The sequence below is a fragment of the Pseudomonas sp. GW456-12-1-14-TSB6 genome (assembly GCF_059424205.1).
The window spans coordinates 11,442-36,547 of sequence record NZ_JBWKZE010000016.1 but is presented as its reverse complement, the minus strand read 5'-3'; the positions used below and the strand labels follow the sequence as shown (position 1 = coordinate 36,547).

Sequence of the window (25,106 nt, the reverse complement as noted above, 5' to 3'; positions counted from 1 at the left end):
CGCTCAGAACAGCTCGCTGAACGGGATGAAGCGCAGCGGATCACCGACCCGCAAGGTGCTGTTCTCGGGAATTTCCACCAGCCCGTCAGCCCAGGTCGCGCCGAGCAGCACCCCGGAACTCTGGTTCGGATACAGCGCCGCCTGACCGCCCTCCAGACGCACGCGCAGGTATTCGCGACGGCTGCCGGGTTTCGGCCAATCGAAGCCGGCGTTGACCGTGAAGCTCAGCGGCATCACCTCTTCCACGCCTTGAATGCGCAGCAGGTACGGGCGCGCCAGCAGGCCGAAGGTCACCAGCGCCGAGGTCGGATTGCCCGGCAGGCCGATCACCGGCACCGTGCCGAAATGGCCGACCGTCAGCGGTTTACCGGGTTTGATCGCGAGTTTCCACAGCAGCGGTTTGCCATTGTCGCGCAGCACCTGGCCGAGAAAATCGGCGTCACCGGCAGACACGCCGCCGGTGGTCAGAATCAGATCGGCCGCCACTTGCAACTGCTCAAGCTTGAGTCGGGTCTGCGCCGGGCGATCAGGCAGAATCCCGGCGTCGATCACTTCGCAACCCAGTTCCCGCAACCAGTGGTCGAGCAAGGTGCGGTTGCTGTTGTAGATGCTGCCAGGACGCAGCGGCTGACCCGGCTCCACCAGCTCATCACCGGTCGACAGCAACGCCACGCGCGGACGACGCACCACCGGCAAATGGGTCATGCCCTGCCCTGCGGCGACGGCCAGCTCGAACGGGCCGAGGCGTTTGCCGGCGCGCAGCAAGGTGTCGCCGACGCGGTTCTCCTGGCCCTGGGGACGGATGTTCTGGCCGACCTTCAGCGGTTGCAGGAAATGTACGCGACCGTCCTCCAGCACTTCGACGTTTTCCTGCATCTCCACGCAATTGGCGCCCATGGGCAACGGCGCACCGGTGAAAATCCGTGCGCAGGTGCCGGACAGCAAGGCGTCCGGCGCCATCCCGGCGTAGACCCGCTGTGACACGCTCAACGGCTGGCGATGCAGGTCGGCAAGGTTCAAGGCATAACCGTCCATGGCGCTGTTCGGCCACGGCGGCAGGTCGAGGGTGGCGACCAGATCGCTGGCCAGCACGCGCCCGCGAGCCTCATTGAGCGGCACCGATTCACTGTCCGGCAGACGTTGTTCATTGGCCATGGCCAGCAGTTGGTCGAGGGCGTCCTCGACCGGCATCAACCCGGGCTTGCTCATCCGCGCGGCCCGCAGGCTTGCACCGGTTTGAGGTGCGGAACGAAGTTGCACGGGCGGTGACGGTTATCCAGTTGTTCGGCGAGGATGCCTTCCCACGCGGTGCGGCAAGCGCCGGTGGAACCCGGCAGGCAGCACACCAGCGTGCCGTTGGACAGGCCGGCCAGCGCGCGGCTTTGTACGGTCGAGGTGCCGATGTCGAGAATCGAGATGGCGCGGAACAGCTCGCCAAAGCCGTCGATCTGCTTGTCCAGCAGGCAAGCCACGGCTTCCGGAGTGCTGTCGCGACCGGTGAAACCGGTGCCACCGGTGATCAGCACCACTTGAATGCCGTCGTCGGCGATCCACTGCGCGACCTGGGCGCGGATCTTGTACAGGTCGTCCTTGAGCAGGTTGCGTTCGCTCAGGGTGTGGCCGGCCTCCAGCAGGCGGCTGACCAGCAACTGGCCGGAGGTGTCGCTGGCGTAATCGCGGGTATCGCTGACCGTCAGCACGGCAATATTCAGGGGAACGAACAAGGCATCCGATTTCACACTCATGGCACTCTCCGGCCGTCGTCAATTCAGTGGGTGACGAGCCTAAGTGCCGCTTGTGAGAGCTGTCTAATCACTCTGGCCAACCACACTATCGACCTGCTCTATCGGTGATTTTTTTCAGCCCCTCGACCACTGTCCGGCCCAATGAAACCGGGCGTCATCGAAATCCTCGATAGGCTCTTAGACACTGCCGATTGGACGAAAAAAACCATCAATGGGATCGTCGTTCCCTGCGCTTTCCGTGCGCTGTACGCATCTGCGTCAATACTCAATCAAAGTTCCTTATCGAGCAGGTGCCGTCGTGGACATCAAACAACTCAAGTTCCTGATCGCGCTGGACGAAACCCGCCACTTCGGCCAGGCCGCCGCGCGCTGCCACATCACCCAGCCGACCCTGTCGATGCGCCTGCGCAATCTGGAAGACGAGCTGGATCTGGTGCTGGTCAATCGCGGCCAGCGCTTCGAAGGTTTCACCCAGGCCGGCGAGCGCGTCCTCGCCTGGGCCCGCACGTTGCTGGCCGCTCACGACGGGCTGTTTGCCGAAGCGGCGGCCTGCCGGGGGCAACTGGTGGGTAGCCTGCGCCTGGGGCTGGTGCCGCTGAGCAACTTCAATCCGGTGAATTACATTCAGGGTTTGTCCGGGACTTATCCGGAGCTGAAGTACAGCCTGTCGTCGCTGAGTTCGGACGAGATCATCGAAGGCCTGGGCAACAATCAGCTGGATCTGGGCGTGTGTTATCTGGACCACGTCAACCCGAACTATTTCGAGTTCTTCGAGATCGGCGAAACCCGCGTCGGCCTGCTCTACGACACCCGCCACTTCCATTTCGAAGGCCCGGAAATGAGCTGGGAAGACGCCGCCGAACTGCCGCTGGGGATGATCACTACCGGCATGCACTACCGCAAATCCATCGACCTGAGTTTCCGCAGTCGCGGGTTGAATCCGCAGCCGATCCTGGAAAGCGACTCGACCTATCAACTGCTGCAGGCGATTCACCAGGGCTTCTGCTGCTCGATCATGCCGCTGGACAGCGGGCTGGAAGAGCCGATCGAACATCTGGCTTTCATTAACCTGCCGGATGCCAGCGTGCTCGCGCCGCTGGGGCTGGTGATGCGCAAGACCGAACCGCGCTCGGCGATTGCCGAGAAGTGTTTTGCCGAGGCGCGCAAGATGTTCGGGATCGAGGCGCCTGCCGTTTAACCCTCCCCATTGCACTTCGGTGCAACGACTTCAGGTGCGCCTGCGGTCATCGACCAATCCAATCACTGCATCGGAACAAGCGATTGGACGCACTTTTCCCTGCCCCGTAGCCTGAACCCACTTCAGCGCTTCGTGGGACTTTCAAGATGCTGTGCCAAGTTGAACAACTCATCGAACCGGGCGACGCCAACGCCCCCGCGCCACAACCGGCGTCAGTGGCTTATCGCGAATACCTCGACGACGCGCCGGTGTCCCACGCGGCGCTGGCGGCGGAAATCGCCCTGGCCATCAGCTACAACGGCCTGAATCAGGCGGTGATGATGGTCTCTCCAGGCAACATCGAGGACTTCATTCGCGGGTTCAGCCTGAGCAACGCCATCGTCGACCGCCTCGACGATATCCACGACATTCGCCTGACCCATTTCGACCAGGCCTGCCAGGCCGACGTGCAGATTTCCAGCCGCGCGTTCTGGGCCCTGAAGGATCACCGGCGGCAGATGGCAGGCACCAGCGGTTGCGGCCTCTGCGGCGTGGAAGCCCTTGAGCAGGCGCTGCCGCAACTGGAGATCCTGACCCCGACACCCTTGCCACCTTCCGCACATTTCGAGGGGATCCGCCAACGCATCGAACAGGCCCAGCAACTGGCCCGCAGCAGCGGCGCCCTGCACGCGGCGTTGTACTTCGACGCCGACGGCCAAGCGTTGCTGTGCCGCGAAGACATCGGCCGCCACAACGCCCTCGACAAGCTGATCGGCGCCCTGCAATTCGAAGGTCTCGATGCGCGTCAGGGCTTCGTCGTGGTCACCAGCCGTTGCAGCCTCGAACTGATTCACAAAGCCGTGCGCGCCCGCCTCGGCACCCTCGTCAGCCTGTCTGCCCCCACCGCGCTGACCGTGCGCTGGGCGCTCAAGCACCGCTTGAACCTGATCCACGTCCCGCACCGCAACGCCCCGCGAATCTACAGCCCGATCCAGGAGCCCACCGCATGAGCAACACCCTCACCCACCTCGACGATCAGGGTCGCGCCAACATGGTCGACGTCAGCGACAAAGCCGCCACCCGCCGCGAAGCCACCGCGCAAGCCTGGGTGCAGATGCGTCCGGAAACCCTGCAAATGATCCAGTCCAACGGCCACCCCAAGGGCGATGTGTTCGCCGTGGCGCGGATCGCCGGGATTCAGGCGGCCAAGCGCACTCATGAGTTGATTCCACTGTGTCATGCGCTGCTGCTCAGCTCGATCCACGTCGAGCTCAAAGCCTGCGAACCGGACCGCGTACAGATCACCAGCACCTGCCGCCTCACCGGCCAGACCGGCGTCGAACTCGAGGCCCTGACCGCCGCCAGCGTCGCCGCACTGACGATCTACGACATGTGCAAGGCGGTGGACCGGGCGATGGTCATCGGCGACATCCGCCTGCTGAGCAAACAGGGCGGCCGCTCCGGCCACTTTCAATGGGAGAACCCGCAATGATTCTGATCAACTACTTCGCCAGCTACCGTGACCGGCTCAATCTGGGCGGTGAAAAGATTCCGGCCAGCGACACCCTCGCTTGTGTCGAGGATGTACGACAGATGCTGATGCAGCGTGGCGATGTCTGGCGTGAAGTGCTCGGCGCCGGCAACCTGATGTGCGCGGTGAATCAGGAGCTGTGTCAGCCGGATCAGACGATCGAGGATTTCGACGAGATTGCGTTTTTCCCGCCAGTTACGGGGGGTTGAGGCATGGGTGTTCGAGTCCAGCGTAAAGGCTTCGATGCCGGTCAGTTGATTGCCGACCTGCATGCGCGCAATCCACGGGTGGGCGCGGTGGTGAATTTCATTGGTTATGTGCGGGATCTGAACGTCGGGCAGCCGGTGACCGAGCTGTTTCTGGAGCACTATCCGGGCATGACCGAAAAGGCCTTGGAGCAGATCGCCGAACAGGCCCGCGAGCGGTGGCCGCTATTGGCGGTGGAGATTGTGCATCGGGTCGGTGCGTTGTCGGTGACCGAACCGATCGTGTTCGTTGGCGTCAGCAGCAAGCATCGGCATGCGGCGTTCGAGGCCTGTGCGTTCATCATGGATGTGCTGAAGACCCGTGCGCCGTTCTGGAAGCGTGAGACCACGCCGGAGGGTTCGCATTGGGTCGAGGCGCGGGAGAGTGATCAAAATGCGGCGTTTCGCTGGAGTCTGGCGCATGCCTGAAGACCGAAAGCCCTCACCCTAGCCCTCTCCCAGAGGGAGAGGGGAGCGATTGGGGGATATTTCAGAAATACGCCGACCTGAACGTATAGCGTTGAATTCGAATGCAAGCAGTTTCGAATCCATAATCGACTCGGACTTTCAGGTCGATGTTTGACGCAAGACACTTCGGTCGGCCCCCTCTCCCTCCGTGAGAGGGCTGGGGTGAGGGCTGCAATCTCGATACCACTCCTTAACAAAAGCCTGATTAGATAGCCGCTCCACCACAACTCAACTCGGGAGCCACACTTGAGCCAAACGCCAAAAGACTTGCCCCGTCCTCAACCCATCACCCTGCGCCAGGCCTGGCCGTTCTGGCTCAAACTCGGCTGCATCGGCTTCGGCGGCCCCGCCGGGCAGATCGCGATCATGCATCAGGAACTGGTGGAGCGCCGGCGCTGGATCTCGGAGCGACGTTTCCTGCATGCGCTCAACTACTGCATGTTGCTGCCAGGCCCCGAGGCGCAGCAACTGGCGACTTACATCGGCTGGCTGCTGCATCGCACCCGTGGCGGCGTGCTGGCCGGGGCGTTGTTTGTGATGCCATCGTTGCTGATCCTGATCGCCTTGTCGTGGGTGTACATCGCGTTCGGCGACGTACCGGCGGTGGCCGGGGTGTTTTACGGAATCAAACCGGCGGTGACCGCGATTGTGTTGCACGCGGCCCATCGCATCGGCTCCCGAGCCTTGAAGAACAGCTGGCTCTGGGCGATCGCCGGAGCGGCGTTCGTGGCGATTTTTGCCTTCAACCTGCCGTTCCCGCTGATCGTGCTCGGCGCGGCATTGATCGGTTATTTCGGCGGACGCTGGGCGCCGCAGCGGTTCAGCAACGGCGGCCATCGCGGCGGCGAAAAATCCTTCGGCCCGGCGCTGATCGATGACGACACACCGCCACCCGAACATGCGCGGTTCAACCTGCCCAGGCTGCTGCGTCTGGCGCTGATCGGTGCGCTGCTGTGGTGCCTGCCGATGGCGTTGCTGACCGCGTTGTTCGGCTGGGACGGCACCCTCACGCAGATGGGCTGGTTCTTCACCAAAGCGGCGTTGCTCACCTTCGGCGGCGCTTACGCCGTGCTGCCCTACGTGTATCAGGGCGCGGTCGGGCATTACGGCTGGCTGACGCCGACGCAGATGATCGACGGCCTGGCCCTGGGCGAAACCACGCCGGGGCCGCTGATCATGGTCGTGGCGTTTGTCGGGTTCGTCGGCGCTTACGTGCAACCGACGTTCGGTCCGGAACACGCGTTCGCCGCCGGCGCGCTGGCCGCGACGCTGGTGACCTGGTTCACCTTCCTGCCTTCGTTCCTGTTCATCCTCGCCGGCGGGCCATTGGTGGAGTCGACCCACAACGAATTGAAGTTCACCGCGCCGCTGACCGCGATCACGGCGGCGGTGGTCGGGGTGATCCTCAATCTGGCGTGTTTCTTTGCTTACCACGTGTTCTGGCCCGCCGGTTTTACCGGTCAGCCCGATGTGTTCTCGATCGTGCTGGCCCTCATGGCCGCCCTCGCCCTGTTCTTTTTCAAGCGCGGCGTGATCGAGGTGTTGATCGTTTGCGCCCTCGTCGGGCTGGGGTTTTACCTGCTGCGCTGAACCGGGGTGCACGCCAACGCCTGCGGAAACAGGCGTTTACTTATCCGGGGATTCCCCCTTACTATCCAGCCACACCGGCATGGCGGGACGCTCCCGCCGCCGACGTTTTCCGCCAACGGAAACACGCGTCATGAGCACGTCACTCCAACAATCAGAATCGTTGAACGTCTCTGCACTGCGCGCCCTTCTTCACAGGGGCCGCGCATGAATCGCATCGTCAATCTCCCCATGGCCCTGAGCCGTTCCAAGCTGCGTCACTCCGCACGCCCGCCGGATATCTGCCTGCCCGTCTGATCGCGCCGGTAAAAATCGCGACAGCTCCCCCTCTTTTTTCGATATCCCTGCCAGGACGCCCGCGCCTTTTGCCGAGCTGCGTCCGGCCCGAATCTGCGCGCCTGTGCGGCGCCATCGTGAGTGATTGATTATGAAATTCGCAGCCATTGAAGACGCCCGTCATTTTCTCGAGCAGAACCCCGACATCGACATGATCGAGCTGTTCATCCTCGACGCCAACGGCGTGCCGCGCGGCAAGCTGTTGCACCGCGAAGAACTGCTCGCCGTGTACGAAAGCGGCCGCCCGCTGCCAAGCACCATCCTCGGCCTGACGGTGCATGGCGAGGACGTAGAAAACTCCGGTCTGGTCTGGGACGTCGGCGACATCGACTGCCGCGCCTACCCATTGGAAGGCAGTCTGGTGCGCCTGCCGTGGCGGCAGATTCCGACCGCTGCGGTGCAGGTCAGCATGCACCCGGAACAAGGCATGCCGGCGAGTATCGCCGACCCGCGCCACCTGTTGATCAAGGTCATCGACCGCTTGAAAGCCGAGGGTTACCACCCGGTCATGGCCTGCGAGCTGGAGTTCTATCTGCTCGACGCCAAACGCGATCACAACGGTCGTCCGCAACCGGCGCTGGATGCCGACGGTGGGCGACCGCGACACACGCAGGTCTACGGTTTGCGTGAGCTGGAGCAGATCGAACCGTTCCTTGCCGACCTCTACAGCGCCTGCAAACTGCACGGCATTCCGGCGCGCACGGCTATCTCGGAATACGCGCCGGGCCAGGTGGAAATCACCCTCGAACACGGCGATGCGCTGGAGGCGATGGACCAGGCCGTGCGCTACAAACGGCTGGTCAAAGCCGTGGCGCACAAGCACGGGATGCAGGCGACGTTCATGGCCAAGCCGTTCGATCATCTGGCGGGTACCGGCATGCACATGCACGTCAGCCTTGCCGATGCCGAGGGGCGCAATCTGTTTGCCTCCGAAGACCCGGCCGGCACGCCGCTGTTGCGCACGGCGATTGGCGGGATGCTCGCCTCCTTGCTCGATTCGCTGCTGCTGTTCTGCCCGAACGCCAACTCCTACCGCCGTTTCCAGGCCAACAGCTACGCACCGCTGGCACCGACCTGGGGCGTCGACAACCGCACCGTCAGCCTGCGCGTGCCGGGCGGCCCGGCCAACACCCGGCACATCGAACACCGCATCTGCGGCGCCGATGCCAACCCCTATCTGGCAGCGGCAGCGATCCTGGCGGGCATTCATCGCGGGATAAAAGAAGACATCGATCCGGGTGAACCGGTGGAAGGCAACGGTTACGCGCAGGCGAAAGAATTGCTGCCGACCGACTGGCTGACCTCGCTTACGGCGCTGGAGAATTCGGCGTGGGCGCGGGATGCGCTGGGGCAGGAATTTCTCGGGGTGTATCTGGCAGTTAAACGTGCGGAATACCGGCAGTTCATGGCCGAAGTGGGCGAGCAGGACTGGCGCTGGTATCTGACCGAAGCCTGATCCTTTTTTCCTCTTTTTGCCTTGGATACCGACATGACTGAACGCAGCAACTCCTACTACACCGCGACCCTCAACCGCGACACCGACTACCCGACCCTGCAAGGCCGGCACAAGGTCGATGTGGTGATCATCGGCGGCGGTTTCACCGGCGTTGCCACCGCCGTCGAACTGGCCGAAAAAGGCCTGAAAGTCGCCATCGTCGAAAGCCACAAGATCGGCTGGGGCGCCACCGGGCGCAATGGCGGGCAGGTCACAGGCAGCCTGTCCGGCGACGGCGCGATGCGCAAACAGATGCGCAATACATTGGGCGATGAGGTCGATGATTTCATCTGGCACCTGCGCTGGCGCGGCCACGAAATCATCAAGCAACGGGTCGAGAAATACACGATCGATTGCGACCTCAAGCACGGCCACTTGCACGCCGCCTACAAGCCGAGCCACATGGCCGGTTTGCGCAGCGACTACGACGAAGCCGTGCGCCGAGGCATGGGTGATGAAGTCAGCCTGCTCGACCGCAGCCAGGTGCGCGATCTGCTGCAAAGCGATCTCTACCACGGCGCCATCAAGAACGCCCGCAACATGCACCTGCACCCGCTCAACCTGTGCATCGGCGAGGCGCGAGCGGCGCAAAGCCTCGGCGCGCTGATCTTCGAAAACAGCGAAGTGCTGGAGATCATTCACGGCGACAGCCCTGGCGTGCGCACCGCCCACGGCCGGGTCGACGCCAATCAGGTGCTGCTGGCCGGCGACGTTTACCACAAACTCGAACCGGGCCAGCTCAAGGGCAAGATTTTCCCGGCCATGGGCGGCATTGTCACCACCGAACCGCTGGGCGATCTGGCAAAACAGATCAACCCTGAAGACCTCGCCGTTTACGACTGCCGCTTCGTGCTCGACTACTACCGCCTCACCGCCGACGGGCGCCTGCTGTTCGGCGGCGGCGCCAACTACAGCGGCAAGGACTCACGAGACATCGCCGGCGAACTGCGGCCGTGCATCGAACAGACTTTCCCGGCGCTCAAAGGGGTGAAGATCGATTACCAGTGGAGCTGCGCGATGGGCATCGTCATCAACCGCATCCCGCAACTGGGCAAGCTTTCGGACAACGTCTGGTATTGCCAGGGTTACTCCGGCCACGGCATCGCCACGACCCACATCATGGGCGAGATCATGAGCCGGGCGATCACCGGGCAGATGCAGCAGTTCGACACGTTTGCCGCGTGCTCGCACATTCGCGTGCCGATGGGCGATCTGCTGGGGAATCCGATGTTGGCGGCGGGCATGTGGTACTACCAGATGCTGGAAAAACTGCGCTGATCGAACAGGCCCCATCGCCAGTGATGGGGCCTTTTTTGCCGCAAAACCTCAGTCAGGCAACTGCTCCACCTCAATCCCCAACCGCCGGTAGTCCTCAATATTCCCCGACGCCACATGCCGCTCGGTGATCAGCGTGTGCAAGCGCTCGCACGGCGCCACCACAAACGGCTCCACCGCACCGAGCTTGTCCGCCGTGGTCACGGCAATCACCCGCGCCGCACAGTCGAGCAGCGCCTGCTTGACCGGCACTTCATCGAAATGCAGCGAGGTGATGCCCACCTCCGGATGAATCGCGCAGACCCCGGTGATCGCCAGATCCGCCTTGATCCCCGACAGCAGACGCAACGCCTCGTGACCGCCAGCAGACAGGGTTTTCGGATTCAACTGCCCGCCTGCCAGAATCACCTTGATGCCCGGGTATTCGGACAACGCGATCGCCGTCATCGGTGAGGCCGTGACCGCCGTGAGGCTGATGTCCCTGGGCAACGAGCGCGCCACCTGCAACGAGGTGGAACCGGAATCGAACATCACCGTCTGCCCGTTGCGCACCTGCTGCGCCGCCAACTGCGCCAGACGAATCTTCACCTCGTCGATCTCATCCAGCCGGGTGAAGTAATCCTTGCCGGTGTCCTTGGGCCTCGGCAGCGCGCCGCCGTGCACTCGCTGCACCAGTCCGGCGTTGTCCAGCTCGGCGAGATCGCGGCGGATGGTGTCTTCGGACACCGCAAAATGCTGGCTCAACTCGGACGCCATGACCTTGCCGTCACGTTCGAGGATCAGAAGGATTTTCTGCCGACGCAGGGACGGAAGCTCGGAAGCGGAATGATCGTGCATGGTTTTGCCTGTTTGTGCCTTTAATTGCAGGTTTGCGCGAGCTTAGCCAAGCAAACCGGCAAACACAACGCCGGTATCAATGGCTTCGATCATTGGAATCACGAAGCCGAATTTTTTCTTTTGACCCGCCCCCGGCAGAATGGCCCCACTTTCAAAAGGACCAGGATGAACACCCCATGAACCTCAATTTCGCTTTCGCCTGCATGGTCGTCGTATCGTTTGCCATCGCGCTCGTGCACGCCTGATCAAAATCAAGGCTCACTTGGCGATCATTCCACCACCCGCGCCTTGCGCACGAACAACGCATGCACCTTGTCCCAGAAGTTGCCGCCCAGCACGAAGAAGCTGCCGATGAACATCAAGTCGCCGAGCGCCTGCAACTGCCAGAGATTGGGCCGCACGCCCGGAAAGAAGTTATCGAAATACGGCTCCAGGAATGACGACAGCAGCGGCAGGCAGAACATCACCACGCCGATCTTGTGGCGCAGCGGGCTGACTTCGGCCACCGGGGTCGGAATCACGCCGGAAATATAGTGGCCGATCGTGCGCTTGAGTTCGGCGAACCCGGCCTTGCCCATCACCGCGATCACCAGCAGCAACAGCACTTTATTACTGATGAACAGCACCCCGGTCAGCGCCGCGACTTTCGAGCCCGGCACGTCGAGGGCGGCGGCAATCGGCACCATCAGCCACGAACCGAGCATCAGGCAGATGATTGCCACGCCGACCTTGAAACGCCAGCTGGCGCTGCTGGTGGGGGCAAGCGGTTCTTGAGCAGTGTCCATGGCTTCCTACCTTTTTATCCGGGGCGGGGTTCGGTGGCGTTCGCCTGAAAAAGCGTAGCAGCTGATTGCTTCGAACAACCCGCAATCTGCGGTCTATGCTCCAGTGACATTTCCCGCTGGGGCCTCCCGGTATGCCTGCAACGCCAGCCCTGCTGATCCGTCCCGGCCACCTGCTGCTGCTCGGTGCGCTGAGCCTTGGCGGCTGCCTGCGGCTGGGCCCGGATTTCCAGCCGCCGGCCGAGGCCTGGAGCAAGCAGTGGCAAAGTCCGGCGTTGGAACAGGCCAGCGAACGCGGCACGGTACCGGATCTGCGCCAGTGGTGGCAGGTGTTTGCCGATCCGATCCTCGACCGCTTGATCAGCGACGCCGAAGCCCGCAACAGCAGCCTGAAAATCGCCGGCCTGCGGGTGCTCGAAGCCCGTGCGCAACTGGGCATCGCCGACAGCGGTCGCTACCCGCAACTGCAACAGGCCAGCGCCGACAGCCTGTACATCGACCGCCGTCAGTCCGGCGGCAACAACCCGCAGGACTTGCACTTCTGGCAGCACAGCGCCGCATTCGATGTCGGCTGGGAACTGGATTTCTGGGGTCGCTTCAGCCGCGCCATCGAATCCGCCGACGCCAGCTACTTCGCCGCCCAGGCCAACTACGAAGACGCCCTCGTTCTATTACGCGCTCAAGTGGCCGACACCTACTTTGCCCTGCGCACCACCGAAGCCCGGCTGCGGGTCGCCCGGGAAAATGCCGCCCAACAAAAGCGCAACTTCGAGATCACCGAAAAACTCTTTCGCAGCGGCCAGACCGCCGAACTCGACCTGCAACAGGCCAGAACCCAATACCTCGGCACCCTGAGCAGCATTCCGGCGTTCGAAGACCAGTTGCTGCGCACCCGCAATGCGCTGGCGGTGCTGGTCGGCCAGCCGCCCGGTGGCCCGGCGTTCCTGGCCGAACAACCGGGGCTGATTCCGCTGGTGGATCGCGCCGTGTTGCAGGATGTCCCGGCCAACCTGCTGTTGCGCCGTCCCGATGTGCGCGCGGCGGAGCTGAACGTTGCTGCGCAATCGGCGCTGGTCGGCGTGGCTGAAACCGATCTGTATCCCTCGCTGACCCTGCTCGGCAGCATCGTCTGGTCCAGCGACACCCTCGGCGCCACCCCGCGCAGCCTCGACCTGATCGGCGGCCCGAGCCTGCGCTGGAACCTGTTCGACTACGGCCGCATCCACAACAACATCCGCGTGCAGGATGCGCGCTTGCAGCAACTGATCGAGGCCTATCGCGACAAGGTCCGCCAGGCTGCCCGCGAAGCCGACGACGCCGCCAGCGGCCTGACCAAGGCGCTGGAACGCGAGCGTATTCTCGGCGAGGCCGAAGGCGCGGCGCGGCGTTCGCTGGTGCTGGCCAACACTCAATATCGCGAAGGCTATTCGGACTTTCAGCGGGTGCTCGACGCCCAGCGCGCATTGCTGGAGCTGCAGGACAACTATCTGGTCAGCCGCAGCAACGCCGTGAGCAATCTGATCGCCCTGTACCGCGCCGTTGGCGGTGGCTGGCAAAGCGCCGGGCCGCAGATTGATTCAGCAACCCGCCAGCAGATGCAACAACGCACCGACTGGGGCGATCTGCTGAGCGCCCCGCCGCCGCAACCGACCTATCCGATTCCCTCGCAGGTAGACCGCCATGAGTGATGAAGCGCCGCCGGATCCGGCGAAAAAAGGCATCCGCTGGGTGCTGCTGGTGATTGTGCTGAGCCTGGTCTGGTATCTGCTGGCCGACCGTTTTACGCCCTACACCCAACAGGCGCGGGTCGGCGCATTCGTGATCCCGGTGGCAGCGGAAGTCGCGGGCCGGGTGATCAAGGTCAACGTGCGCAACAATCAGGACGTGCAGGCCGGCGACATCCTTTTCGAGCTCGATCCACAGCCGCTGCAAATTGCTGTCGACCGGGCCCGCGCCGATCTGGAAAACACCCGGCGCACGGTCGGCGCCAGCACCGCGGGCATCGCTTCGGCACAGGCGTCGTTGCGGGCCGCGCAAGCCAATGAACTCAAAACGCGCCAGGACAATCGACGGCTGGAAGGCTTGTACAAAGAAGATCCGGGCACGGTTTCGGTTCGGCTGCTGGAAGTGTCCCGGGCCAATCACGAGGCCGCTGTCAGTCAGGTCGCCGCCGCCCGGGCCGAAGTGCTGCGCGCGCAGGAGCAGGAAGGCGGCAACACCGACACCAACGCCAAACTGCTCAGCGCCGCCGCCACGCTGGCCAAGGCCGAACTGGATCTGGCCAACACCCGCATTGGTGCGCGTTCGGCGGGCCTGATCACCGACTTGCGCACCGACGTCGGCCAGTTCGCCGCTGCCGGCAGCCCGGTGATGACGCTGATCACGATCCAGGACGTGTGGGTCAGCGCCGATCTCACCGAAAACAACCTCGGCCGGATCAAGCCCGGCACGCCGGTGTCGATCATCCTCGACGCCCTGCCCGGCGAAGTGCTCGACGGCCGGGTGCGCAGCGTCGGTTACGGGGTCAGCATCGGCCAGACGCCGCCGCCCGGCACCCTGCCGACGATCCAGAACAGCCGCGACTGGCTGCGTCCGGCCCAGCGTTTTCCGGTGATCATCGAGTTCAGCGAGGAGGCGAAAAAGCGCCTGTTCGAGAGTCGTTCGATTCGCGCTGGCGGGCAGGCGGAAGTCATGGCGTTTCCCAGCGAGGGCAATCTGCTCAATCCGTTGGGCCGGGTGTTTGTCTGGCTGATGAGCTGGCTGTCGTATGCCTATTGAACGCAGCGTCCCGGCGCAACGTGCCTTGCGCCTGGCCTGCGGCACGGCGTTGTGCACCGCCGCCAGTTACGGTCTCGCCTTGCCGTTGTCGTTTCTGTCGCCGGTGCTCGCGGTGTTGCTGCTGGCCAGCATGCCCCGACCGTTGCCGGTGAAAATGGCGCTGGTGCTGACGTTGGTCGCCGCATTCACCACCAGCCTCGGGCTGTTGCTGGTGCCGTTGCTGCGTTATTACCCAGTGTGCGGCGTGCTGCTGATTGGTGTCGGGCTGTTTCTGGTGTTCACCTACGGCTTGCGTGGCGGCAATGTGCTGATCATGACGTTTCTGGTGATCGGCATGACCATGATCTCCGCCGCCGGTTTTGCCTCATTCGAACTGGCGATGGCGGTGATCGGCGCGCTGGTCAAAGGCCTGTTGCTGGCCGTCGTCATCGTCGGCCTGAGCCACGTCCTGTTCCCGGAACCGGCCAACAGCCCCGCGCCACCACCCGCTCCCGCCCTGCCCGCCGAAGACGTGCCCCGCGTAGCGATGCGCGCAACGCTGATCGTGCTGCCGACCTTCTTGCTGGTGCTAATCGACCCGGCGAGCTACCTGCCGATCATTCTCAAAGCCGTCAGCCTTGGCCAGCAAAGCACCACCACCCGCACCCACCACGCCGGGCGCGAATTGCTCGGCTCGACCTTATTGGGCGGGCTGCTGGCGGTGTTGTTCTGGTGTGCGTTGAGCCTGTTCGTGCACCTGTGGATGTTCTTTCTGTGGATGCTGCTGTTCGGGCTGTTGGTGGCGCGCAAACTCTATCGACTGCACCCGACGCAGCTCGCGCCAGGGTTCTGGCTCAATACGCTGATCACCATGATCATCCTGCTCGGCCAGTCTGTTGAGGACAGCGCGGCGGGCAAGGACGTCTACACCGCCTTCGCGGTGCGCATGGGCTTGTTCATTCTGGTGACGCTCTACAGCGGCGTAATGATGCACCTGCTCGTCGCGCACCGGGAAAACCGTCAGGGCGTGACCTGATAACCCCGCCCTTGCAGGCAACCGGTGTAGGCGCTTGAACTGGCTGAAGCATCGGTCCGCCGCTGCTCGCGTCGATCCTGCCGCTGCCGCGCACCGCCGACTACCGCACCGGCGGCAGCCGTCTCTTTGGCTCGGTTCTGGCGGTAATCCTGCTTGCGGTCATCGTCCACGGCTTCATAGAACTCGTCGTGCTGACGCCCGCGCACTTCAGCGGCAGTAGCGCCGGCCGCCGCACCCGCGGCAGCGCCCTTCAGCCGACCACCGGCCTGGGGTGTCGACGTGGTTGAGGTGGACGCGATGGAATGGCAATCGTTGATGTCGATCTGGGTTTGCTGGGAAGTCTGGCCCTTGAGCGGGACGACGGATTCGGCTGAGGCTTGAGTAGTCGCAAGTGTTGCGAAGATGAAAAGGCTAAATATTGGTAAACGGTTCATGATGACCTCCCACAGGGCCTTTACCACAACAGACGGGGCTGCCCACCAGTGTAGTTCGCGTATCTTTTTCAAGCTTCCGCGTCCAAAATTCAAGAAATCAGAACCAGGTCAAAATCGCATGAAGTGGTTTAAACACTGAAGACATTTTTACACTCGACGAGACCAGCCAGACAGCTCCGCCACCAGCAATGAACAGGGACGCCAAAGCCACCCCTAATCGCCGACTACGAATGACATATTTCTGTTTATCTGTGTTAAGAGCACCGTAAGCTGCCTTCAGCCTGGTGAGGGCTTCCAGAATTTTTCTATGTTCGCCGTCCTTTTTTTCCAATGCATCTGAAAGATTCTCGATGTCACTTTTGAGTTTCAGATTAGCAACCTCTGCCTCAACAAGAGAATTCCTAACTATCACTAGTTGCCGCGAGGCCGTTTCGTGAGCATTACCGAGTGCACTCAACTGAAATTTCAAGTTTACGCCATTGGCTTCAGATGACTTGAATGCATCGCCAACTGCATCCAATCTCTTCGAAAGATCTGCGCGAAGCCCTTCCGACTCTTCATTTCGCTTTCGCAGTTCACTCAGGCTCCGCTGCTGAAGAACAACCTGCTCCTCCAAATAAGCCTTAGAACTAGGATTACTTAAAACCACACACTTCAGAAAACCATTCACCCCTTCAAGAACATTCCTAACAAAAACTTTATGTGCAGCCTCGCGCTCATCAGTTGTATTCTCATCAGAAAACTTATAAATAAACACATCTGGAATATCAACCTCCACTACTGGCACTGAAAGGGCCCTGAGCTCAGTCTGTTTCTCCGCATCTACAGCATGAGTACTGTGTATTTCCAGATAAAGTTCACCCTCCCACTTACGCCCAATATGGCTATCCGTTTCAAATTTTAGATACACATCAACGGATCTATGACCCTGCGGGGGAATGATCACTCTTTTTTCTGATTCCGCCTGAATGATTTTAACAACAATATTTTCTTGCCGTTGAGCTCTGGTTCCCGCATTGAAAATCAGACTTAGCCTGGTAGTTTCGATCGTCAGCAACGCTTCCTTGAACAACTGATGATTTAGAGACTCACCACCTTCACCTCCTCCGCCACCGCTACTATTTATGTACGCAAAAAAACTTGTGCCCCCTTTCATCACATGCTTTACCGCCTTTCGACTACCAGGCTTATGAGTACTATAAAAACTTTGCCCCGTTGGCTGCCCATTAAACTCATCTCTGCGACAACTTTCTATTTGCTTCGCCGTCACTTTGTCAGAGTGCCCGCCCCATTGCGACGTGTACGCAAAACTCTTTGCCATTTAGCAACAACCCATTAAGAAAAATGCATTTAACTTTCTGCTTTCAACAGCAGTTGAGCCTTAACTATTTCAGACGAAACTGCAGAAACCATGGAACCCATAATTGCGACAAGCCCTTCCGTTCGCATTGCTTGACGTTTGCTGCGCTCATTAGATGACAAATACTTTCCATCAAAAGGATTGACTAACTTCACCCTTTCCATACCGACAATCAACAACTGCACCTCTTTATTCAACCATCGTTCCAGCTCATTAACTTTGTCGATGCACCCACGCCTCCATTTTTTATCCTCAGGATAGTCATCAATATGTTCAAACACATAGGTGTAGTCACGATCTTCATGATCAGTGATTTTATTACGAATCTGGCTGTGAATTTTATTATATGAAAAGTGATTACCACATCGCGATATCAAGGGATTACAGCCCTCCCTATTATCCCCAACCTTCCCGACGTACAACTGTATATCCTCCGCCCCCGCCGCCACTACTACATAGATAGAATATTTACGCTTCAGACTTTCACGATGCAATGTAAATATATACGGCACTAAATAACTCCTACGCAAGATTAGTGGAATATACCAAAGCCAATTACAACAAAATCAAACATAAGTAAAAGAGGCATTCAACGATAATAAAATCCAACTAGACTATCTCCTTAACTCTCCGCAACTGCACTAGCAACGCAGGCGCAAAATGCAGCACCACCATCCGCGCCAGATGGTGAGTCAGGATAAACACCACATTCAGCCCGCCCGCGAACGCCACAATCGCGATGGTTTCGATTGCCCCCGGCATGTAGGCCAGCCACAGCGACAACGCATCGCTGCCCAGCAACCGTGCCGCCGCCAATGCAAAAACCGCCGCGACCAGAATCATCAAACCCACCGACACCAATGCCGTGCGACCATGACGTCCCAGTTCCGCGAGGCCCAAGCCCTGGAATCGGGAGCCGATCCGCACACCCAGAATCAGCGCAGCCAGATTCAGACTCCAATCAGGCATTTGAAAGCCCTGCAGCCATCCTGATTTCACGAACACGGCGGTGATGATGATTGCTGTCAGCATGAACGGCGCCGGCACGCCAACGGCCAGCAGCAAACGCCCGACCACCACGCTTAAACCGATCACTGCCAGCACGGTCAACGCCATGCCCGTCGACAGCGGATCGACCTCGACCACGGCAACCGGTGCCGTTCCGGGAATCAGCAAACTCACCAGCACCGTGATCAGCAGCAGCCGCATCAAGTGCACGATGATCACCTTGCTCGACGCCTGATGCGATTCCAGCAAATCGAACACCGCCGCCAGCGCACCCGGATACACGGCCAACAAGGCATCCGTGCGATTCCACCCAGCCCCGCGCGACAGCCACCAAGCGGCCAGCGCCACTTGCACTGCCAGGCACAGCAACAACACGCCGAGGCTCGGCAACATCGTCGAGACGGTCGCGCTGTCCCACGCTTCGAACATCAGCCCGGTGGCGATGCCCAGCGTGACCTGAATGTAGCCCAGGCCATAAGGCGTTGCCGGCACGATGCCGAATCTGGTGACTACAAGCGCGGTGACAAGGATCGAGCCCAACAACAAACCGTGAGGCACGCCTTCGAACTGCAACAGCGCGCCGAAGCCGGCAGCAATCAACAAACACAGAATGGATTTCATGGTCGCCTTCCTGGCTATTCAAGATGCTTTTCAGTTAAGTCAGGCGCGCAACCGTCCAATCGCCCGCCGATATTTTTCGATCCGCTCCAGATCCTCCCAACTCGGCGAGGCAATCCGCGACAGGTCGCTGTTCTCTTCCAGATCCGCCAGTTTCACTACCCGCCCGATCGGGTTCTGCGCCGCGCGCTCGACGAAGTCCTCGTAGGATTCGCCGGGCACTTTGGTCACCGATTCGATGGCCGACAAAACGGCTTCGCTGAAACCTTCCTTGCGCAAATCCTCCAGGCTGATGCCGCAGTCCTCGACCACATCGTGCAGCACCGCAACGATGCGCTCTTCCAGGCTGTTCATGCGCAACATGACTTTCAGCGGATGCAAAATGTACGGCGCGCCGCCCTTGTCCACCTGCCCCGCGTGGGCTGTGGCGGCAATCGCGATGGCGCGTTCCAGTGTCTGAGTCATGGGGGTTTCCTCGGGTCAGACGCCGTACCGGCCGCCAATATAGAAGTGGCGCTTGAACCAGCGCCCGATCGCCTGCAAACGCCCGGTGGGCTGCGCCGGCTCGGCATAGCGCTGGAGGATCAGCGAGACCAGTTCAGCCTGACTCTCCCCCGAATGCGCGTCCATCAATTCGGCCACCCAGCCACAACCGGCCTTCTTCGAATGCTCACGCCATTCACCGGGCCAGCCATCCAGCTCATCCAGCGCCAACCACCGCGCACCGCCCTGCTCAACATGCCCGCCGCCAATCGATTGCTCGAAACAGAACGGCGTCGCCGGGCGGGACAGGTCGATGCTGAAGATGTAGATGTCCTGGGTTTTGTGCTGCGGCGTGGGGGCGTTGTTGCGGCTGCCGATGTGAATCATGCGCGGTTCCGTCCGTGGGAGAGGCGTTACAACTTGTTTCGCAGTCTACGACGTGGTGCCGATGGGGGGAACCTTTGGTGATGAGCCGGGTTGTGACAAGTTAAAGGTTTGACTGGGTAGTCCGGGAAATCCGTTTCAGTCGGCCACAAAAAAGGGACACCGTTGGGCGTCCCTTTTTACGTTTGGGGTAAGCCGATCGATCAACGTTTCATGGCTTCACACTGACGGCGCAGGTCTTGATCACCAATGCCGCTGCAATTGCCGTTTCCGGTCTTGGCTTCACAGAACCGGCGCTGGTCCTGATTACCGATACCACTGCAATTGCCGCTTCCTGTCTCTGCTTCACACATTCTTCGAAGATCCTGACTGCCAATCCCGCTGCAATTACCACTGCCGGACTTGGCTTCGCAATATCTGCGCTGATCCTGATCGTTGATGCCGCTGCAATTGCCATGGCCAGTTTCTGCCTCGCACATCCTGCGCAAATCCTGATTGCCGATCCCGCTGCAATTGCCGCTGCCAGTCTTGGCTTCGCAATATCTGCGCTGATCCTGATCGTTGATGCCGGTGCAGCCAGCAAAAGCATGGCCGGCGAAGGCAAACATCAACAGCATCGCAAGTATTTTCTTCATGACACGCTTCCTTGGCTTACCAGTAAGCAGACTGGCGCTGTTTAATCCGAATTGAATGAGCCTCGCGACACGCCATCAACTCAGCGCTTCATGGCTTCACACCGCGTACGCAAGTCATGGTTATCGATATTCCCGCAACTACTGCCGCCCGTGGTGGCATTGCAGTAAGCACGCTGGTCGTGGTCATCGATGTTGCCGCAGGAACTGCCACCCTGCTCCGCGTTGCACCGCGCACGCAGGTCATGATCATCGATGTTGCCGCAACTGCTGCCGCTCTGTTTGGCATTGCAGTAGGCACGCTGGTCATGGTCGTCAATGTTGCCGCAGGAACTGCCGCCCATCTCCGCGTTACACGCCGCCCGCAAATCGTGATTGTCGATGTTGCCGCAACTGCTGCCGCTCTCCCTCGCATTGCAATAGGCACGCTGATCGTGGTCATCAATGTTGCCGCAACTGGCAAAGCTGTAGCCGCTGAACATCAACAATATTGCGAGTAATAGTCTCATCACACACTTCCATGGTTGACCAGGAACCAGCCTGGCACTGCTTGAGCCGTTGAATGAGCGTCGCGACACGCCATCAAATTGACATCGGTTTTGAGGAAAGTTCCGGGGCTGGAATGTGTGATGATTTTTTTGATCTGAAAACGGCGTAGGAAATTACCCTGCGTGGTGAGGGAGCTTGTTCTTGCGGGGCTGTGAAGCGGGCCGAAATCTGGCAAGTCGTTTTTCCCTGTTGCTCCGCAGCCCTTGATTTACGCCGATTGCGCCGCCGAACGCGAGCGAACTCTCTGGCCAGACATGGTGATTTCACGTCCTACAGGCTAATTGCGACGGTGGGAATCGGTGCCTAGAGTGGGTCTGTCGCTGAACGAATTTGGCGATAGGGTTTCGCAGCCCTTAAGATTGACACCCTGTTCCGCCTAGCACGGCCGACTCTCGGCTGCGCAAATTTTATGGCGGTTGTGCGTGGGAGACCTTCGGGTCTGCCGGGTCTTGGTGTTAATCCTCCGGTCTGCGAACCCGCGCATAGCTGCCACCCATTTTGTTTCGCAGCAGAACGGTGGCAATTCTTCTCATTAAAGGATTAGCACCATGGCGAACAAAAAACCGCTCTACTACTGCGCTGACATGTCCTATCCGGCTTCGGATCACCCTGTCCTGCTGATTAATGCCGAAGCCCCCTTAAGTGACCTACATGCCTGCGCATCCGAACGCCTTGAGGCAGTCCTCAAGTATCTAGATCTCATGGCGTGCACCAGCCTCCCCGACCATTCCGAACACGACATCAGCACCATCACCACGATCGCGAGGATCCTGGTGCAGGACGTTAGGGATGTATTTCGGGTAATTGGGCAACGAGCAATTGAATCCTGACCCAAGCGCTCTGCCCCCCTTTGAAACCATAAAAAACCGCGATACCGCGGTTTTTTAGTCCCTTGGATGGGTCGGAGTAAAAACTCAGTCGCAAAGTCGGCTGAGCCTCCGCCGGCTATCGACTTTGGTCTCAGCGTCTTCCACTGACAAAAACTTAGTGGCACTCTGACATCCAGCAATTGATCGGTGTACTGAGGATCTTCGATCCTGATCACCGACAATCACGGCAACAGTAGACTAGGGAAGGATATCTCCATGAAAAAACTGCTCTTCATTCTCACACTCTTCAGCTCATTTTCTTGCACCGCCGCGACAATTCTCAATCCGATGGATTTCGACGGTTCAGAAGCACAGAAACAACAGGTCATTGATTCCATCACCGCAACGGTGAGGAAGGATTACTGCGAAAAAATCGACATGTGTCAGGAAAGCACTCTTCGCATGATGGAAAAGAAGAATCTTGACTCCTTTAAAGAAGCGACTAAAGCCACAGATCGAAAAATAATGAACGCAGTGATTCATGACTACTGCGAGAAAATTGACATGTGTAATTACAGCACTATATGGATGATGTATAAGAAAAATTTTGAAGCCAAGAACAAAAGCCTTACATGGTAATTAAAGTACGAAACTTAAAGGTGACAGACCTATAAAACACCACACAAATAAATCTGTCACTTTTTCACTTTTTCCAGCGATCATTAGTCAGCCGAAAAACGGATATTAAAATGAGCAATAGTTCTGAAAAAAACTGGTGGGAATTTTACGGAATAAGATATGCACAAGGAACTGTAATTGGTGCAATGATCGTATATTTTTTATTTTCACAAAACAGCAACTTAAAAAAACTTCTATTCATGCCCACAGAGGCTAAAGACTTCGGAGTAGCTCACCTCACACTGCTCGCGATATATGGCCTGACATATTGCTACATTGCAAGCGCGCCAATTCTAGTAATGCATGCGGGTCGAGCCTTAATATTTAAAAGCGCTGTGAATCCCACACCTTATAAGGGAGCATCAATACGCACCCTATCGTTACTCACAATATCAATAGGTATCCCCGCTTTTCTTTCCTCAACCAATAGAATAAGCAATGCAGAAACCGGAGCACTAACCGCGTACCTAATACTTGTATTACTTCAACTGCAAATCGTTACAAGAATTATAAGTGGCAGCTGGAGCATAGCAATAACATTTTACACAGCAATCATAGACAAGAGAAAAGAGCCCAAACACGCCGAATACATCGAATCCTACAGACACATGAGAGAACACGGCAATTCTTTTCTAATTGTTATATTTCAAATGCTACTCGCAGTCCCTTTATACATACTTGCATGCTCCCCAGAACTCCCAGCAACAACCTCCATAACCAACTTATTTATGATAATTTTTTTCTGGACGGTTCCCGCCGCTTTCATTTGGGCGTACGCCACGAAAATCGAAAACAATATTCAAAATCTATAACCGCACACCCAAAAAAGCAAAAACATGGAAGACAACATGACAGATGAAACCGAAGAAACCCCTAACAAATCTCATTACGAACTATTGCTTAGATGTGCACAAAAAGAAGACTTTAGCGAGTGGAACGACTTCGTATCTATTAGTGATGACGTTATAAAGCTTCGTGGAGCTGACTTAAGCGGGCTCACGTTAACATCCATTTTACTCACAAACAAAAAAGGCAAAGGCGCAGATCTTTACGCCGCAAACTTAGAAAACTCAAAAATTGATACAATCGACTTCTCAAAGGTACACCTTTCAAAAGTAAATTTTCGAAATGCTAAAATTTCAAACTGTTTATTTTCAGAAAGCACCTGCATAAAAACAAATTTCACAAGCGCAACATTTGTACTTGTAAACTTTTCTCGGGCAAACTTACATCAAGCAAACTTAAGAAACACTGAATTTTATGAATGCGACTTTTATGAAGCATTATTTACGATGGCAAATGTGGAGAGTGCAAAATTCATGGGAGGCGGACGCAACCCTTTTTTAAAAAAAGAGCAACGACGAAACATGTGCGGAGCATCGTTCAACAGAGCGAAATTTAACAACGCCACTTACTTCGATTTATTTAACATATCTAAAAACACTGATTTCAGATCTAGCACTTTCGAAAACTCGACATTTTCGTGTGGCCTTAAACAATCACTACAATACTGCAATCGCCGACACAATTGGATAGATTGGTATAGAGATCAAGGACACCTTAAAAGCTTTCTGGTGAGAACATTCTGGTTACACTCCGACTATGGAAGATCAGCAAGACATGTTATCTATGCCTTCCTAATCGCCTCCATATTTTTCGCCTCAATATATTTTCTCTTTCCAGGACTCATCAAAGGTCTAGGCACGCACGAACCCGTACAATCTCTTTATTTCTCCATAGTTACGATGACAACATTAGGCTATGGAGACATGTCAGCATCTCTAGGCAGTTGGACAGCCCAATGCGTAATAATCGCGCAGGTTCTTTATGGGTATGTATTACTAGGCGCATTAGTATCCCTTTTAGCAAATATTTTCATTGCAGACGGACCTCCTCGCGGCCTGATCAAACATCCGGCTCCGCCGGTAAAAATAATGATAAAAACAATAAAGTCTATTTAGCGATCAGCCCACGAAAGCGCATGTAAACTTAAAAATAAAAGACGTCTAAAAAATATAGCCTAGAGGCAATTAGCCGACAGCAAGAAACCATCTATTGTAGTAGCTACGAAAAATTTAGCCGGCAGTATTTGCACGCCGGCTTTTACTTTAAACATAAAATTATTCACGCGCTGCAGTTGTACGAATCAAAAATTCGCCGGCGTATTCGCACTAATAATCTCAGCCTCATCCGCCCCGATATTCCGAAACTTATGCGGCAGCGTCGTCGGAAAATAATACCCATCCCCCGCACTCAACACGCTCACCTGCCCATCCACCGTCAACTCCACGGTGCCACGGGTCACCAACCCACACTCCTCGCCTTCCGCGTGAACAATCGGCTCTTCCCCGGAACTCGCGCCCGGGGCGTATTGCTCGCGCAGCAAGCGCATCTGGCGGCTTGGGACCGAGGCGCCGATCAGCAGCAGGCGCAGGCCGTGGCGGCCGAGGTCGGGTTGTTCGTTGGCGCGGAAGACGTATTGGTGTTCGCGGGGGGGCTGGTCGAAGGTGAAGAAGTCGGCCAGGGACATCGGGATGCCTTCGAGCAGCTTTTTCAGTGAGCTGACGGAAGGACTGACACGATTCTGTTCGATCAGGGAGATGGTGGCATTGGTCACGCCGCTACGCCGGGCCAGCTCGCGCTGGGAGAGTTTGTAGCTTTCGCGTACTAGTTTGAGTCGAGAACCCGTATCCATGACAGCCTTATGTGAGAACGACTTAAGGGCGATGGGGGTGGGTGGCGGGTGCCGCGCAAGGCGCGCGGATCACGTTGCTCCCGTGTCCCGGAACCGTGAAAGGCGGCTATTAAATCACGTTTGTCGGTGTTGCTCAGCAGGTTCGATGGACGGCACATCAAAAAGCCGGCGGCGCCCTTTTTGGG

28 protein-coding genes are annotated in these 25,106 nt (G+C 58.3%); 16 read left to right on the top strand and 12 right to left on the bottom strand.

Translation table 11 applies throughout. The annotated features are described in order from the left end of the window. Window positions 1-3: 3 nt before the first annotated feature. Both AC07Y2_RS16500 and moaB read right to left on the bottom strand, forming a co-directional pair. Window positions 4-1,209, bottom strand: a complete 1,206-nt coding sequence (locus tag AC07Y2_RS16500) for a molybdopterin molybdotransferase MoeA (protein ID WP_103386502.1) — start codon at window positions 1,207-1,209, stop codon at window positions 4-6. Then, a complete protein-coding gene (gene moaB / locus AC07Y2_RS16495) occupies window positions 1,206-1,745 on the bottom strand; it encodes a molybdenum cofactor biosynthesis protein B (protein WP_039770868.1) in 540 nt (179 codons plus the stop codon). Before moaB ends, AC07Y2_RS16500 begins: the two co-directional genes overlap by 4 nt. A gap of 298 nt (window positions 1,746-2,043) precedes the next feature. Between moaB and AC07Y2_RS16490 the strand changes: the two genes are divergently transcribed. The 8 genes from AC07Y2_RS16490 (at window position 2,044) to AC07Y2_RS16455 (ending at window position 9,862) form a co-directional block, all read left to right on the top strand. Then, complete coding sequence (locus tag AC07Y2_RS16490; protein ID WP_039770870.1) at window positions 2,044-2,943, top strand: LysR family transcriptional regulator; 900 nt, start codon at window positions 2,044-2,046, stop codon at window positions 2,941-2,943. A 146-nt stretch (window positions 2,944-3,089) separates the two neighbouring features. Next, window positions 3,090-3,932, top strand: coding sequence for a formate dehydrogenase accessory sulfurtransferase FdhD (gene fdhD, locus AC07Y2_RS16485; RefSeq protein ID WP_074687837.1), 843 nt, complete (start codon window positions 3,090-3,092; stop codon window positions 3,930-3,932). Continuing rightward, window positions 3,929-4,414 (top strand): cyclic pyranopterin monophosphate synthase MoaC, encoded by a 486-nt coding sequence (moaC, locus tag AC07Y2_RS16480; RefSeq protein ID WP_039770876.1) that lies wholly within the window; start codon window positions 3,929-3,931, stop codon window positions 4,412-4,414. Before fdhD ends, moaC begins: the two co-directional genes overlap by 4 nt. Continuing rightward, window positions 4,411-4,662 carry a MoaD/ThiS family protein gene (locus AC07Y2_RS16475; protein WP_074687836.1) on the top strand — a complete coding sequence of 84 codons (252 nt, stop codon included), beginning with the start codon at window positions 4,411-4,413 and terminating at the stop codon, window positions 4,660-4,662. Before moaC ends, AC07Y2_RS16475 begins: the two co-directional genes overlap by 4 nt. 3 nt (window positions 4,663-4,665) lie before the next feature. Beyond that, entirely contained in the window at window positions 4,666-5,127 is a 462-nt protein-coding gene (moaE, locus tag AC07Y2_RS16470; RefSeq protein ID WP_103386503.1) for a molybdopterin synthase catalytic subunit MoaE, read from the top strand. A gap of 285 nt (window positions 5,128-5,412) precedes the next feature. Continuing rightward, window positions 5,413-6,756 (top strand): chromate efflux transporter, encoded by a 1,344-nt coding sequence (gene chrA / locus AC07Y2_RS16465; protein ID WP_103386504.1) that lies wholly within the window; start codon window positions 5,413-5,415, stop codon window positions 6,754-6,756. 424 nt (window positions 6,757-7,180) lie between these two features. Next, entirely contained in the window at window positions 7,181-8,545 is a 1,365-nt protein-coding gene (locus tag AC07Y2_RS16460; protein ID WP_103386505.1) for a glutamine synthetase family protein, read from the top strand. 33 nt (window positions 8,546-8,578) lie between these two features. After that, window positions 8,579-9,862 carry an NAD(P)/FAD-dependent oxidoreductase gene (locus tag AC07Y2_RS16455; RefSeq protein WP_103386506.1) on the top strand — a complete coding sequence of 428 codons (1,284 nt, stop codon included), beginning with the start codon at window positions 8,579-8,581 and terminating at the stop codon, window positions 9,860-9,862. Window positions 9,863-9,910: 48 nt separating this feature from the next. On the opposite strand, the gene AC07Y2_RS16450 is transcribed toward AC07Y2_RS16455, so the two are convergent. Then, the gene (locus AC07Y2_RS16450; protein WP_039770886.1) at window positions 9,911-10,696 is read right to left on the bottom strand and encodes a DeoR/GlpR family DNA-binding transcription regulator; all 786 of its coding nucleotides are present in this window, start codon (window positions 10,694-10,696) and stop codon (window positions 9,911-9,913) included. Window positions 10,697-10,965: 269 nt separating this feature from the next. Beyond that, window positions 10,966-11,481, bottom strand: a complete 516-nt coding sequence (locus AC07Y2_RS16445) for a transporter suffix domain-containing protein (RefSeq protein WP_039770887.1) — start codon at window positions 11,479-11,481, stop codon at window positions 10,966-10,968. A gap of 131 nt (window positions 11,482-11,612) precedes the next feature. Here AC07Y2_RS16445 and AC07Y2_RS16440 point away from each other — a divergent pair, with 131 nt between their 5' ends. From AC07Y2_RS16440 to AC07Y2_RS16430, 3 genes are read left to right on the top strand one after another with little or no spacing between them, the layout of a single operon-like run. Then, window positions 11,613-13,166: a TolC family protein gene (locus AC07Y2_RS16440; protein ID WP_103386507.1), complete on the top strand. Its 1,554-nt coding sequence runs from the start codon at window positions 11,613-11,615 to the stop codon at window positions 13,164-13,166. After that, on the top strand, window positions 13,159-14,256 hold the full coding sequence (locus tag AC07Y2_RS16435) for an HlyD family secretion protein (RefSeq protein ID WP_103386508.1): 1,098 nt from the start codon (window positions 13,159-13,161) through the stop codon (window positions 14,254-14,256). The genes AC07Y2_RS16440 and AC07Y2_RS16435 overlap by 8 nt, the downstream gene beginning before the upstream one ends. Beyond that, a complete protein-coding gene (locus AC07Y2_RS16430) occupies window positions 14,246-15,271 on the top strand; it encodes a DUF2955 domain-containing protein (RefSeq protein WP_103386509.1) in 1,026 nt (341 codons plus the stop codon). Before AC07Y2_RS16435 ends, AC07Y2_RS16430 begins: the two co-directional genes overlap by 11 nt. On the opposite strand, the gene AC07Y2_RS16425 is transcribed toward AC07Y2_RS16430, so the two are convergent. The 6 genes from AC07Y2_RS16425 to AC07Y2_RS16400 form a co-directional block, all read right to left on the bottom strand. Further along, window positions 15,256-15,705, bottom strand: a complete 450-nt coding sequence (locus tag AC07Y2_RS16425; RefSeq protein WP_178082861.1) for a YMGG-like glycine zipper-containing protein — start codon at window positions 15,703-15,705, stop codon at window positions 15,256-15,258. The genes AC07Y2_RS16430 and AC07Y2_RS16425 overlap by 16 nt on opposite strands. 97 nt (window positions 15,706-15,802) lie before the next feature. Then, window positions 15,803-17,026 carry a hypothetical protein gene (locus tag AC07Y2_RS16420; protein ID WP_146040486.1) on the bottom strand — a complete coding sequence of 408 codons (1,224 nt, stop codon included), beginning with the start codon at window positions 17,024-17,026 and terminating at the stop codon, window positions 15,803-15,805. A 29-nt stretch (window positions 17,027-17,055) separates the two neighbouring features. Next, complete coding sequence (locus AC07Y2_RS16415) at window positions 17,056-17,577, bottom strand: hypothetical protein (protein WP_103386511.1); 522 nt, start codon at window positions 17,575-17,577, stop codon at window positions 17,056-17,058. Window positions 17,578-17,674: 97 nt separating this feature from the next. Continuing rightward, window positions 17,675-18,694, bottom strand: a complete 1,020-nt coding sequence (locus AC07Y2_RS16410; RefSeq protein WP_103386512.1) for an AbrB family transcriptional regulator — start codon at window positions 18,692-18,694, stop codon at window positions 17,675-17,677. A gap of 39 nt (window positions 18,695-18,733) precedes the next feature. Further along, the gene (locus tag AC07Y2_RS16405; protein ID WP_103386513.1) at window positions 18,734-19,156 is read right to left on the bottom strand and encodes an HD domain-containing protein; all 423 of its coding nucleotides are present in this window, start codon (window positions 19,154-19,156) and stop codon (window positions 18,734-18,736) included. 15 nt (window positions 19,157-19,171) lie between these two features. After that, the gene (locus AC07Y2_RS16400) at window positions 19,172-19,561 is read right to left on the bottom strand and encodes a hypothetical protein (RefSeq protein WP_103386514.1); all 390 of its coding nucleotides are present in this window, start codon (window positions 19,559-19,561) and stop codon (window positions 19,172-19,174) included. 236 nt (window positions 19,562-19,797) lie between these two features. On the opposite strand from AC07Y2_RS16400, the gene AC07Y2_RS16395 reads away from it, so the two are divergent. Beyond that, window positions 19,798-20,238, top strand: a complete 441-nt coding sequence (locus AC07Y2_RS16395; protein ID WP_158248860.1) for a hypothetical protein — start codon at window positions 19,798-19,800, stop codon at window positions 20,236-20,238. Between the two features lie 35 nt (window positions 20,239-20,273). Here AC07Y2_RS16395 and AC07Y2_RS16390 read toward each other — a convergent pair whose 3' ends face one another. Then, complete coding sequence (locus AC07Y2_RS16390; RefSeq protein WP_103386516.1) at window positions 20,274-20,699, bottom strand: hypothetical protein; 426 nt, start codon at window positions 20,697-20,699, stop codon at window positions 20,274-20,276. Window positions 20,700-21,287: 588 nt separating this feature from the next. On the opposite strand from AC07Y2_RS16390, the gene AC07Y2_RS16385 reads away from it, so the two are divergent. The 4 genes from AC07Y2_RS16385 (at window position 21,288) to AC07Y2_RS16370 (ending at window position 24,187) form a co-directional block, all read left to right on the top strand. Next, window positions 21,288-21,569 (top strand): fructose-bisphosphate aldolase, encoded by a 282-nt coding sequence (locus AC07Y2_RS16385; RefSeq protein ID WP_103386517.1) that lies wholly within the window; start codon window positions 21,288-21,290, stop codon window positions 21,567-21,569. A 255-nt stretch (window positions 21,570-21,824) separates the two neighbouring features. Further along, on the top strand, window positions 21,825-22,187 hold the full coding sequence (locus AC07Y2_RS16380) for a hypothetical protein (RefSeq protein ID WP_103386518.1): 363 nt from the start codon (window positions 21,825-21,827) through the stop codon (window positions 22,185-22,187). A 110-nt stretch (window positions 22,188-22,297) separates the two neighbouring features. After that, a complete protein-coding gene (locus AC07Y2_RS16375; protein WP_146040487.1) occupies window positions 22,298-23,038 on the top strand; it encodes a hypothetical protein in 741 nt (246 codons plus the stop codon). Window positions 23,039-23,074: 36 nt separating this feature from the next. Then, the gene (locus AC07Y2_RS16370) at window positions 23,075-24,187 is read left to right on the top strand and encodes a pentapeptide repeat-containing protein (RefSeq protein WP_158248861.1); all 1,113 of its coding nucleotides are present in this window, start codon (window positions 23,075-23,077) and stop codon (window positions 24,185-24,187) included. Window positions 24,188-24,372: 185 nt separating this feature from the next. On the opposite strand, the gene AC07Y2_RS16365 is transcribed toward AC07Y2_RS16370, so the two are convergent. Next, the gene (locus AC07Y2_RS16365; RefSeq protein ID WP_011333561.1) at window positions 24,373-24,921 is read right to left on the bottom strand and encodes a cupin domain-containing protein; all 549 of its coding nucleotides are present in this window, start codon (window positions 24,919-24,921) and stop codon (window positions 24,373-24,375) included. Between the last annotated feature and the right edge of the window lie 185 nt (window positions 24,922-25,106).